Consider the following 12188-nt stretch of genomic DNA (forward strand, 5'->3'; position numbering starts at 1 on the left):
AAAATAATTGAAAGGATAGAGAACACAACAATTGATCTTGCTACAATATTGAATATTTATAACCAAGGTATTGAAGACCATGTTATCTAAATAGATGAAAATCTTTAGGACCTTCTTCAACTAATGAGGCTCTTTTCTTGATGATCATTGAGTTCCATATGCAGCTCTTTTTTTATTGAACTTACGGCGACAGGTTAGTGGAAGAAGGAATATGACTTCAAATAGGGGGAGCAACAGGAAAATACGGATTTGCAACGTTATGAAAATTTAATATAAAAAAGCCGAATTTAATGTCTATGGAATTCGGCTTTTTACGTGGCTTTAAATAAAATTCGATGTTCAATTTAGATACTTCCACGATATGAGTAAACGAAACAAACGAGGTCATTATTTACTTTTGTTTAAAGGGACGACCAATTCCAACTCCTTTATCTCTTCATTAAAGCCCTCTTTGTTTGTATGACTTGGCTTGAGTGTAAATGATTTTGGTATCGTATCCATTGGAGGCAAAGTCAGTATCATATGATGACCATAGTTCCCAACAGCCATGCCTGCTTGTAGTTTCAGTTTATCATATACATGACCATTATCATCGACTACAGAGAAATCAAACCATGGCCAAGTATCGTTTTCATCCATTTCAGTAGGGTAATCAATCGTTAGGTCTATTCTTGTTGATAGAGGTGAAAATGTTACTTTGTCGGCTGTTAATGTATAAACTTCATCAACAGTTCTAGTTGTAACTTTTGGATAATACTCAAATACATCACCTTTTATTTTATTAAGTGGGAAAGATACATTCAACTTGCCCTTATAGCCAAATAAATCTTCTCCATGGACGGCAATTTCAATTTCATCTCCATATTCATTATAATTAGAAAAGGTTAATTGATGATGTTCAATTATTGTTTTCGAGTTTATGTCATCTTGCCCTGTTGAACCAATCGCTGGTTTAATTGGTTGTCCATTAATTGTTAAATAATTAAAGCCGACAATTTTTTCTTCCATCGAAAGTTCTTTTTCTCCTGTGTAAACGACTGTTACGATTAAACGGCTGCCATCATAAGCTGCTTCTTTTACAGTCATTGTTAAGCCATTTTTACTATCTTGTTTATCAATTACTGTCGTAAGTTGATCGTGTTCGATTTTATCTGAGGCAATATCTCTAAAGTCCTTATAAATTGGACCAATCAGGGGGATATTTGATAATGCTTCTGCCATGCCTGTTGAAACAAATCCAGAACCAAGCAAAGATATACATAGCCCACATGCAACCAAGATTGACTGTTTAGTTGCTCTTCCTACTTTTCTTTTTTTCTTGGCTTGAAAGATAGCCGTTTTTTCCCTTGCCTTTAGCTTTTCAACAGGTACATTTATGCTGTCGATAGATCGATTGAAATTGTCTTTATTCATACAGATAACCCTCCTTTAAAATGGGTCTTAACTCTTTTTTCGCTCTATTTAAGTGTGATTTAACAGTTCCTTCCGGGTAATTCATTATCGCAGCAATTTCCTTAATGGACAGATCGTGGTAGTACCTCAACAAAATAATGGTTTTTACAGTAGGATTTAAGAATTTAAAGGCTTCAGACAAATCCATTGAATGCATGATAAAATCACTATTTTCAGAAGCGATTAATTCATTAAAGATTTCCTCATTATCTGCAGTAAAATGGCGGGACTCTTTTCGTATAAAATCAATCGATTTAAAAACTAGAATTTTTGTAATCCAACTTGAAAAACTTTCAGGCTTCTTTAATGTTTTTATTGAAATATAGGCAGTATAAATTGTTTCTTGATAGACATCTAAAGCATCTTGTTCGTTTCTAACGTATGCATATGCAGTTCGGTACAACTTTTGTCGAACAGAATCAATCAGTTGTTCAAATGCTTCATCATCACCCTTTTTTGCTTTTTTTACTAATTTTGCTAAATCCATTTTGGTTCTCCTCTCCGTTACACAATAAAGTCGAATGAACTAGTAAATTGGTTGCAAAATAATTAATTAAGCAACATTGTAACTTGGAATACGGAAACGATTCGAATAATGAGAAGCCACAAGTGGAAAATTTTCAATTGTTATACACTATCTTTTTCTATTCCCCTTAGCTCTGTATACACATCATATGCGTATCAAAAATCAGTCAAAGAAAAAAGAATTACCATAAGCATGTCCCGCAAAGGCATGCCCACTGATAATTCCCCAATTGAAACGTTCTATCTCGACGGAATCTACCGCACGACAAATGCGCATATGATTCAAATCGTCGAAGACTAAATTACCTATAATAACAATATCCGTATTCAAACAAAATTTAACAGCCAGTCCCACATACCTGAATGAAAACACTGCTATCATTCAAAAAATAACGTTACATCTGCCAGTTTACTTAAGCTAAAATGCTCTCTGACTGTTTAATAGTTGGTTTATAGGAATTCGCAACTTCATGTACCTACAATAATTTAGATTACAATTATGTTTATATAGTAACTAATTCAGCTTTCTTTTTCTTAAGTGGTGCAAGCTCTGGTAGACGTACCCAACTTAAACCAAGCGTTCCTTCACCTGCATGAACCGCTACACAAGCACTTAGTGGTAATACGGAGAAGTTTATGAGCGGATATTCGTTCTCTAAAGCTTTTTTCCAAGCGGTTGCGCCTTCTTCATCATTACAGTGAATAATTGCAACTTCAGGGATATTACTTTTTTCTAGATCTGTATTTAAAACATTTTGTACATATGTTTTAGCTCTAGTCGTAGCGCGTACTTTTTCTTTCATAACGGGCTTCCCATCTTCAAATGATATGACAACTTTAATATTCAACAAGTTACTTAAAAATGCTTGAGTCCCTGAAACTCGACCACTTTTATGTAATTGTGATAAGTTAGCCGGAATAAATGAAAGCTCACTGTTATCTGCCATCTCATTGATTCTTTCAACAATATAGCCAGGTTCAAAACCTTCACGCTCTAACTGCTGACCGAGTTTAATCATTTTCATCATCGGAAATGACCCGATTTTTGAATCCACTGGATATACTTCAAATTCAGCTTGACCAGCTGCTGTGAAAGTGCTTTGGTAAGTGCCCGAAAGATGTTGAGAGGTATGAATTGCAATTGCACATGTATACCCTTGTTCTTTTAATGATTTATATAAGTCTACAACTTCACCAATAGCAGGTTGTGATGTCTTTGGATTTTTTTTAGCATTTCGTAGCTTTTCGTAAAACTGATCATGTGTCATATCAACAGTTTCGCGTAAAGCCCCTTCTTCGAACACTATATTAAGTGGTAATACGTGAATTTGATTGTCCTGTATGAACTTTTCATCTAACAATGCTGCTGTATCTGTAACCCATGCAATTTTCTTTTCCATTTAAAAGTAATCCCCTTCATCTATCGTAGAATATTATTCATTTTATCTTATGCAACTATACACAGATAAGATCATCATGAGTAGTGATATTTATAATACTGTATTTATTTTTTTACAATCTTCGACATTATTTCGACAATAATTGCGATAAAAATTATTTCATTCGCTAATTGTTGGGCGCATATACGACGTTATTGGCTGAAACCCGATAGCAAAAATGGGAAAATCGGCTTGGATTACTGTGATCAACTGTATCGCTTAGAACGGCAATATAAGCATCTCTCACCAGGAAAGCGTCGTAAAGCACAGCAAAAGCAATCTAAACCGATTGTCGAAAAGTTTCAGGAATGGGTAGATAAATCGCCTTTCTGGAAAAAACACCTTGGATAAAGTTTCTAAAAACACATTAAATCGTGTACATGGGTTAAAAGTTTCTCTGTTAGATGGTCGAATTGGAATTGATAATAATCCAGCTGAAAATCCGATTCGTCCTAATGTGATTGGCCGAAAGAACTGGCGTTTTTCTGTGAGTGAAGCTAGTGCTAAAGCGAATGCACTGCTTGAGTCTGGCTGAAACAGCAAAAGCGAATGGTATCGATTTCTATCAATATTTAGTTAAACTAATGATGGAGCTGCCGAATTTACCGATCCATCAGCAACCCAAAATTTTAAATAAAAACATGCCTTGGTCGAAAAATATCTAAGCCACATGTGCAAAATAGCCATCTATTCGAAGATGTTTTCAATGGATAAAGAAGCGAACGAAGTTTTCTACGAAAGAAATGATACAACGATTTTTGCAGGTAGTGTGGAAGTACTTCCTGAAGTTGAATATTATCAGATAAATGAAAGTCAGTTAGATGATTTTTTTGACTTTTACGAACAAAATGAAGATGTATTGCTTCCACAAGAACATAAAGTATTTACCGATTGGTTTAGTGAATGTTGGGGGAAAGCGGGAGGAGGTTTATTGAATTTACCATCATACTTCGTTTTCCACGATGATTATAAATCCTTTGATTTAAAAAATTTCCAATGGTTTGATGATGAAGAAAAATGGTCATAGGTAGTAAAGTATGCATGTTTATTAATTTTCATCTTTAACTAACGGACGGGTGGCTTTCCTTGAAAATCAAAGAGCTGTTTTAGATAGCTCTTTTTTTCTTATTGTACTAACGGTTTAGTTTAGTTGAATAGTGTTATCTAACTTATGTTCAACAATCGGGCCATTTTGTTGAATAAGAGTGGGAAATATAAATCCAAATATATAGTATTGTCGATTCTAAGGAATATTCTATGTAATAATATATATATGAAGTTTTGTAAGGAGGATATGCTATGAGTATAGTAGATTGATTACTCAGATTTTAAATAAGAGGAAGGTGGTAAATCAAATTTTAAAGAGGTGTTCAAATTGAATAATTTAATGATTAATGCTGATTTTGGGAAGCTATGGTTTCATAATATATCTAAAATCCTAAGTGAACGTTTTCGCGAACTAATCATACCTATTATCATATTGGGTCTGTCTGGATCGCCATTAATGACTTCATTAGTGCTTTTATTTCAGAGAATTAGTTCCGTATTTTTTTCTATTCCAATAGGTACTTGGATTGAGAAAAAGAACCTTGTTTTGATTTCTTCGATCTGTAATTTAATATATGCTATATTATTGTTTCTATTGGCATATTTAATAACAATCGATATAACGAGCCTTTTTGTTATTGGGCCAATATTATTTTTCATGGGTTTAGTGGAATTGATGTTAAATATTGCCCTTTCAGCTATGGTACCTAAAATTGTTGGGAGGCAACGTTTATTAAGTGCTAATAATTCATTAGAAGCAGCTGATGCGATTGTAACCTTAATTGGTCCAGCCTTAGGTGGAATTATACTTGCGAAATATGGCCCGAACATTACCTTAACTGTTTGTGGTAGTTTATTACTTATTTCAATGTTATTTATTTCACTTATAAAATACCGAAATATAAGTGAGGAAACGGATGATAAGCCCCTGAAGGGAAAACAGAAACTGAAGAGTTTCATTCGGGATTCCCAAGAAGGTGTAAAGTACCTCTATGCTAATGGAGCTCAAATTGTATCGACGATTTCGGCTTTGGTACTCGGATTTTCAACCAGTTTTATTGTGCTTAGTGTTATCATTCATTCTAAATATACTCTCCATTTTTCAGAAGAGTATATTGGAATACTGTTATCTTGTGCTGGTATAGGCAATGTCGTTGGCGTACTTATAATGAACAAATTTAAAAATGCAAACTGGTTATACTTTCTCAGTACTTTAATGATCATATCTTCATTTGGAATCTTATTATTGATATCAAATTCATTTATCGTCATGTGTTTCGGAATGATAATCTTTGATGGGGCACTTTCTATGGCATTTGTTGTTCAGATAACTGTTCAACAGGGCATTACTCCAGACCATTTGATCGCCAGGGTTCGAAGTTCCATATACGTTTTAGGTGGAATTGCAGCAATGTTAGCGACTATACTATCTGGTTTGATTTCTGAATGGAACTCTATGGCAGCCTTGGCATTTGGATCATTGGTTTTATTAGTCAATGGCTTGTTTATTTTTAAATATAAAAAACAAGGAGTAGCAATGGATAAAATCAGTCCAATTTATGCTGCATCCAAAAGTAGCTGAATGATGGATTTAATAAAGGTAAGGAATTATACTTCATTGTTCTATCGTTAAAGTTTAAGAAGAGGAGTCCACGTTGAAATGTATGTATTTAAAGACCCCAAACACGTTCCTTTTTCTATAATGTTTTGAGCAAAACTATATACTTATTGCAAATGAATTTTAATAACGTTATCAAAAATCAAAGGAACTTTCTAAAATAAGAGCTTGCTATCCATGCATTTATATAATGAGGAAAAGGGGGAGATTAGATAGAACGAGTAAGCTTTTATAATCAAAAAAGGTTTGAACGTGATGTAGAGAAAACTTTCACTTCTCAAGGAGACTTTATCCAAAGACTTATTCCGGGCGCAGATATACAACACGTTAGTAGTACTGCTATACCAAATAGTCTTACTAAGGGAGATTTAGATATACAGGTTCGTGTTTCTGAATATCAATTTAATCAAACTGTTGAAGCTGCCTCGTTAGTTGAATAGCAACCTTTATCTTTTATTACTTAGAAGTTTAAGAAATAGGCTTTAATGTACAAAATAATTGATATAAGCTCCATTTAAATTACTGCAACATTAGATTGATTTAATTGTTGTAGTAAATAGGGTCATCTGTGGTAAAAAAAAGAGGATATATAGAGCGAATTTAATTAAGCTCTTCTATCCTTTTAATTTCTATACATATAATGTGTGACATTAAATAAGAATTCACCTATTTAAAATAGTTTCAGCTTATAACTTGACTTTTAATAAAAATTACTTTCATCTGCCTTTTTTCAAGTTATACAACCCAATGAGACGGACGTTTCAGGTGGGAAGGTAATTTTGTTTCATGATTGCCTTGTGCCGAATTAATTTGCATTTGGGTTAAAAACATACTTGTTGAAAGGTCTGCGCCGCGTAAATTGGCATCACGTAAATCTGCGCCAATAAAATCAATTTCTCTTAAATCTGCATTTTCTAGATTGGCAGCAATTAAATAAGATCCTCGAAGATCGGTAGCTCTTAAATCTTTACCTTTTAAATTTTTCCCCATCCAATCAACCCCTCGATTGTCATACTTTCGAGCGTTTTTTCTAATCTTTACGATAAGACTTTGGCGGATTTGTTCACTTGTTTCTAATAGTAAAACATTCACTGGCAGCCGGAATGTAGGAATATCTATTGCTAGCAATGCATCAGCTTCCAGCTCTGTTGCACGCTGTAGCTGTTCTAATTGTAAATGTAGTTTGTTATATAGGGATGAATCAACCTTATACGATAAAGCCTCCGCTACGTAAGCAATCATTTCATAAAGTTGTTCCATAATCGGAAAGACACGAAACATTATCTCGGAAACTTCAGGGAATTGTCGCCAGTCTTGTCCATGAAAAGTTGTTTGTGAAACCTTTTGTCCAGCTCCTAAACAATCAAAAACTGTACATCCTTTAAACCCTTGATCTCTAAGTTTATGATGAATTTGGCAGCTAAAATCTGATTGTAGATTAGGGCAAGGTGTTCCGGCCGCTTTATGAATGGCAAAGTCACTAGAAGCAGCAATATTTAAAGCCGTGCAGCATAGACCAAAACAGCTTTGGCAATCAGCCTGTAAGCTCTCACGAATTTTTTTTCCAATTGTATAATCCATTTTTTTTACTTCAGACACTTCTGTTTTCCTCTCTTAACACGTAAATTTCTTACATTTAATTCTATCACTTATTTTGATTAAAAGGATATTTTTGTGTGGAAGGTTTCTACATATCGAAGAGGCTTTGTCATTTCTTATAAATGTTTATCGTTTAGCTCTATATAGATTAGATAAACGGATTGATAATTTTTACAAAAACGGAATGTCCTATTGACAATTTATTGTAAAAGGTTATAATTTTTTATAGACAGACAGTCGGTCTATTGAGGGGGGCATAAAAATGAGAAAAGAAGCAATGGAGCGTAGAAACGAAATACTTGATGTAGCTGATGAGCTTTTCGGTCAGAAGGGCTTTGATGGCACAAGTACTAACGATATTCTTGAAAAGGTTGGTATTGCACGGGGTACGCTATATTATCACTTCAAGTCGAAGGAGGATATTATGGACGCGTTAATTGAACGGTATAATGCACAAATTCTAGGTGCTGCAAAAGAAATTGCAGCAAATAAGAGCATCCCTGTTAACGAGCGTATTATCCGTGTTGTAATGGCATTAAACATAAGTAGCGGAAACGGTAAGGAAATTATTGACCATATACATAAGCCGCAGAACGCGCTTATGCATCAGAAAATACAAAAGGTTATTATGAACGGTCTTCCTCCAATACTGACGGAAATAATCCGTGAGGGTATTGAGCAAGGATTATTCAGTACACCGTATCCATATGAATGTATGGAAATGATCGTGGCTTATACGAATACCGTTTTTGATGATGATATGGTTGAAATGACCGATGAAGAGCGTGCTTCACGTATACCAGCTTTTGTCTTCAACGTAGAAAGACTGCTCGGTGTCGAAAGTGGAAGCCTTATGTACATGATGAAGATTTTTGGCAATGGGGGTGAAGAAAATGGAAACAACGATGGTTGATTCCAAGCGTCTTTTTAAAAAATTTCTTCTGCTTTGGTCAGGGCAGCTAATTTCAGCAATAGGAAGCGGGCTTACAGCGTTTGGGCTTGGGATTTATGTTTTCCAGCAGACAGGAAAGGCATCGGCAATGGCACTTGTCACCTTACTTGCGTTCATGCCTTCGCTACTATTAAGCCCTGTGGCAGGAGTGCTTGCGGACCGTTATGACCGAAGACTCTTAATGGTGTTAGGCGACAGTTTTTCAGCGATAGGACTTGTGTATATTTTTATATGTATGCTTAGCGGGGAAGCATTGCTATGGCAGATTTGTGTGGGAGTTACAATAAGCTCGGTGTTTTCATCGTTACTTGATCCCGCATACAAGGCTACGGTTACGGATTTACTGACCGAGGAACAGTACACGAAGGCAAGCGGGTTAGTCCAGGTGGCGGGTTCTGCAAAATATTTGATTTCACCCATCATTGCCGGATTTTTGCTCACCGTTTCGGATATAAAACTTTTACTTGTTATCGACATCTGTACTTTTTTTGTAACGGTTATCTCAGCGCTTGCTGTACGAAGAGGTCTTGCTTCAAAGAAATATGAACAGACACAATCATTTTTCAATGAGTTCAAAGATGGTTGGCGTGCAGTTTCTCAAAATCGAGGTGTACTCGTTCTTGTTATCATGACATCGGTGCTGACATTTTATCTTGGCATTATTGAAACACTGTCTATTCCGATGTTGCTTACTTTTACGAACAGTTCTGTAATCGGAATGGTGGAAACTATTGTCGCTACTGGGATGCTCGTATCCAGTGTAATCATAGGACTTCTTCCGATAAAAAAAGGATATGTCAAAATTCTTGCATTTTCACTTTTTTTTGAAGGGATATTTATGGCGATATTCGGGCTTCGGGAAAATATAATACTGATCTGTATTTCAGGCTTTTTCTTTTTTGCCATGATGCCATTTGCAAACTCAACATTGGATTTTCTTGTTCGTACCAATATTGATAATGCTGTTCAGGGTAGAGCATGGTCACTTATAGGGGTAATTTCACAGCTTGGATTTGTAGTGGCCTATGCGCTTTCGGGTATACTTGCAGATTATGTGTTTACTCCTTTACTAGTTGACGGTGGATTGCTTGCTGACAGTGTAGGGAAAATTACCGGTACAGGTCAAGGTAGGGGAACGGGCTTCCTCATCATCATCGCTGGAATTTTATTAAGTATTACTTCATTCATTTTGTTCAACTTGAAATCGGTGAAAAAGCTTGAAAACAGAGGTGACTTATGTATTACAGATTAATTCGAAATGACATTTTAAAAAGCAAATTGATAACGCTGACAACAACGTTATTTGTCGCTGTTGCGGCTATGCTCGTTTCCTTATCGGCAATACTTATGGTAAATCTTTCAGGTGCTATCGATTCACTTATGAATCAGGCGAAGACGCCGCATTTTATGCAAATGCATTCTGGGGATATCGATACTGTCCGACTTACAAACTTCGCGGAGCAAAACAGCAAAGTCGATGAATATCAAGTACTTGAGTTTCTCAACTTGGATAACAGTCAAATTATTTTAGGTGATCGTTCACTTGCAAATAATGTTCAAGATAATGGTTTTAGCATACAGAGTGAAAAGTTTGATTATCTTCTTGATCTTGATGGAAACATTATTAACGTATCCGATGGTGAGCTGTATGTACCAATAAACTATATGAAGGACGCCACTACGAAGGTCGGTGATAAAGCTATATTAGATGGAAAGGAATTTACTGTAGCAGGATTCCTCCGGGATTCACAGATGAATTCTATGCTGTCTTCTTCAAAAAGATTTCTCGTAAGTGCGAATGATTACGCTGCAATTAAAAGCCATGGAAGTGTGGAGTATTTGATTGAGTTTAGATTAAAGGATTTATCGGCACTCGGTGAATTCGAAACTACTTATGCTTCCGCGGGACTTGAAGCGAACGGACCAACGATTACATTTCCACTTTTCAAAACAATAAACGCATTTTCTGATGGGATTATGATAGCAGTTATTCTTCTTATAAGCGTTCTTGTCGTTGCTATCTCATTTATGTGCATACGCTTTACACTCCTTGCGAAAATCGAAGACGATTACCGTGAAATTGGTGTAATGAAGGCAATAGGACTACGCCTTTCCGACATTAAGAAAATTTATCTTGCGAAGTACGCAGCAATTGCGGCAGTGGGTAGTATTCTCGGTTATGTACTTTCGTTGATGTTCAAAAACATGTTGCTAGAAAACATCCGGCTTTATATGGGGGAAAGTGAAAACTCTTCTTTTGCCACGTCTTTAGGGATCATCGGCATTCTACTTGTATACCTTGCAATAATAGCCTTTGTAAGCGGAGTGCTGAGACGCTTTCGGAAAATATCTGCGGCAGAAGCGATACGCTTTGGCATTTCGCAGGAAAAAAGCACAGGCGCAAAACATGTTTGCCTGAACAAAAATAAGCTGTTAAATACGAATCTTTTCTTTGGGATCAAAGACGTTCTCGCAAGAAAAAGACTTTATGCCACAATGCTTGTAGTACTTGTCATTTCAGCATTTATCAGTATTGTTCCACAAAACCTATACAACACGATTTCCTCAACAAGCTTCATTAAATATATGGGAATTGGAAACTACGATATTCGCCTTGATATTCAACAAACTGATCAAATCTCTAAAAAAGCTGAAGAAGTTTTAGAATATATGAACAGCGACAGTTCCATTTCAAAGTATACCGTCCTTACAACAAAGACATTCAAAACAAAAATGGAAGACGGTTCGGAAGAAAATATAAAAATCGAACTTGGCGACCATTCGATATTCCCTATCGAATATACCGAGGGCAGAGTACCCGCTGTAGAAAACGAAATTGCGCTTTCGGCTTTAAACGCAAATGAATTGAACAAAAAAGTCGGCGATACAATTACGGTCATCATAAAGGGGAAGGAGAATAAGCTCACGGTAAGTGGCATTTATTCTGACATTACGAACGGTGGTAAAACGGCAAAGGCTGTATTTACCGATCATTCGGAAAATATAATGTGGAGCGTTATTTGTGCAAAGCTTTCAGATAAAACTCTTGTCGATGAAAAAATCTCTAACTATGCGGACCGATTTACTTTTGCTAAGATTTCCAATATTGATGAGTTTGTCAAACAAACTTTCGGCTCGACTATAAAATCAGTCGAAAAAGCATCCTTCGCCGCAATTGCAATAGCACTTGTAATAACGATTCTAGTTACACTGTTGTTTATGAAAATGCTTGTCGCAAAGGATAGATATTCGATTGCGATAATGAAAGCACTAGGTTTTACAAAGTTGGATATTACGGTGCAGTATGGTTCGCGAGCAGTATTTGTATCAATAATCGGAATAATTGTTGGCGCCATTCTGGCAAACACTCTTGGAGAGGTACTTGCAGGTGCAGTTATTTCCTCGTTCGGGGCGTCATCGTTTAGTTTTTCAATCAATCCACTTTCGGCGTACGTGCTTTGTCCGTTATTGATGATTTGCTCGGTACTTATTACAACAATCATTGGCACATCGAGCGCTGGGAAAATAAAAATATCCGAAAATATAAAGGAGTAGC

At 35.9% G+C, this 12188-nt stretch carries 9 protein-coding genes and 1 pseudogene; 6 read left to right on the plus strand and 4 right to left on the minus strand.

Annotated elements, in window-relative coordinates; translation table 11 throughout:
* Positions 1-387: 387 nt before the first annotated feature.
* From B1B04_RS05020 to B1B04_RS05030, 3 genes are all read right to left on the minus strand, one after another.
* Entirely contained in the window at positions 388-1413 is a 1026-nt protein-coding gene (locus tag B1B04_RS05020) for a DUF4179 domain-containing protein (protein ID WP_079560210.1), read from the minus strand.
* The gene (locus tag B1B04_RS05025; protein ID WP_079560211.1) at positions 1406-1939 is read right to left on the minus strand and encodes a sigma-70 family RNA polymerase sigma factor; all 534 of its coding nucleotides are present in this window, start codon (positions 1937-1939) and stop codon (positions 1406-1408) included. The genes B1B04_RS05020 and B1B04_RS05025 overlap by 8 nt, the downstream gene beginning before the upstream one ends.
* A gap of 541 nt (positions 1940-2480) precedes the next feature.
* Complete coding sequence (locus B1B04_RS05030) at positions 2481-3377, minus strand: DegV family protein (protein WP_079560212.1); 897 nt, start codon at positions 3375-3377, stop codon at positions 2481-2483.
* A 156-nt stretch (positions 3378-3533) separates the two neighbouring features.
* On the opposite strand from B1B04_RS05030, the pseudogene B1B04_RS26545 reads away from it, so the two are divergent.
* The 3 genes and pseudogenes from B1B04_RS26545 to B1B04_RS05045 form a co-directional block, all read left to right on the plus strand.
* Positions 3534-4081 (plus strand): annotated as a pseudogene (locus B1B04_RS26545) (IS66 family transposase); the annotation flags it as partial.
* Between the two features lie 41 nt (positions 4082-4122).
* Entirely contained in the window at positions 4123-4443 is a 321-nt protein-coding gene (locus B1B04_RS05040) for a hypothetical protein (RefSeq protein ID WP_079560213.1), read from the plus strand.
* 348 nt (positions 4444-4791) lie between these two features.
* Positions 4792-6045, plus strand: a complete 1254-nt coding sequence (locus B1B04_RS05045; RefSeq protein ID WP_079560214.1) for an MFS transporter — start codon at positions 4792-4794, stop codon at positions 6043-6045.
* A 771-nt stretch (positions 6046-6816) separates the two neighbouring features.
* On the opposite strand, the gene B1B04_RS05050 is transcribed toward B1B04_RS05045, so the two are convergent.
* Positions 6817-7680 carry a pentapeptide repeat-containing protein gene (locus tag B1B04_RS05050; RefSeq protein WP_079560215.1) on the minus strand — a complete coding sequence of 288 codons (864 nt, stop codon included), beginning with the start codon at positions 7678-7680 and terminating at the stop codon, positions 6817-6819.
* 262 nt (positions 7681-7942) lie between these two features.
* On the opposite strand from B1B04_RS05050, the gene B1B04_RS05055 reads away from it, so the two are divergent.
* From B1B04_RS05055 to B1B04_RS05065, 3 genes are read left to right on the plus strand one after another with little or no spacing between them, the layout of a single operon-like run.
* Positions 7943-8593 carry a TetR/AcrR family transcriptional regulator gene (locus B1B04_RS05055; protein ID WP_079560216.1) on the plus strand — a complete coding sequence of 217 codons (651 nt, stop codon included), beginning with the start codon at positions 7943-7945 and terminating at the stop codon, positions 8591-8593.
* On the plus strand, positions 8574-9884 hold the full coding sequence (locus B1B04_RS05060; RefSeq protein ID WP_240518205.1) for an MFS transporter: 1311 nt from the start codon (positions 8574-8576) through the stop codon (positions 9882-9884). The genes B1B04_RS05055 and B1B04_RS05060 overlap by 20 nt, the downstream gene beginning before the upstream one ends.
* On the plus strand, positions 9869-12187 hold the full coding sequence (locus tag B1B04_RS05065; protein WP_079560217.1) for an ABC transporter permease: 2319 nt from the start codon (positions 9869-9871) through the stop codon (positions 12185-12187). The genes B1B04_RS05060 and B1B04_RS05065 overlap by 16 nt, the downstream gene beginning before the upstream one ends.
* The last annotated feature ends 1 nt before the right edge of the window (position 12188 follow it).

Origin of the sequence: Lysinibacillus sp. KCTC 33748 (genome assembly GCF_002237755.1) — a bacterium.
Taxonomy (GTDB): Bacteria; Bacillota; Bacilli; order Bacillales_A; family Planococcaceae; genus Lysinibacillus.

Bases quoted from the DNA above. Each gene is read 5' to 3' on its own strand.
- B1B04_RS05020 (WP_079560210.1), bottom strand. From the start codon at position 1,413: ATGAATAAAGACAATTTCAATCGATCTATCGACAGCATAAATGTACCT.
- B1B04_RS05025 (WP_079560211.1), bottom strand. From the start codon at position 1,939: ATGGATTTAGCAAAATTAGTAAAAAAAGCAAAAAAGGGTGATGATGAA.
- B1B04_RS05030 (WP_079560212.1), bottom strand. From the start codon at position 3,377: ATGGAAAAGAAAATTGCATGGGTTACAGATACAGCAGCATTGTTAGAT.
- B1B04_RS05040 (WP_079560213.1), top strand. From the start codon at position 4,123: ATGGATAAAGAAGCGAACGAAGTTTTCTACGAAAGAAATGATACAACG.
- B1B04_RS05055 (WP_079560216.1), top strand. From the start codon at position 7,943: ATGAGAAAAGAAGCAATGGAGCGTAGAAACGAAATACTTGATGTAGCT.
- B1B04_RS05060 (WP_240518205.1), top strand. From the start codon at position 8,574: ATGGAAACAACGATGGTTGATTCCAAGCGTCTTTTTAAAAAATTTCTT.
- B1B04_RS05065 (WP_079560217.1), top strand. From the start codon at position 9,869: ATGTATTACAGATTAATTCGAAATGACATTTTAAAAAGCAAATTGATA.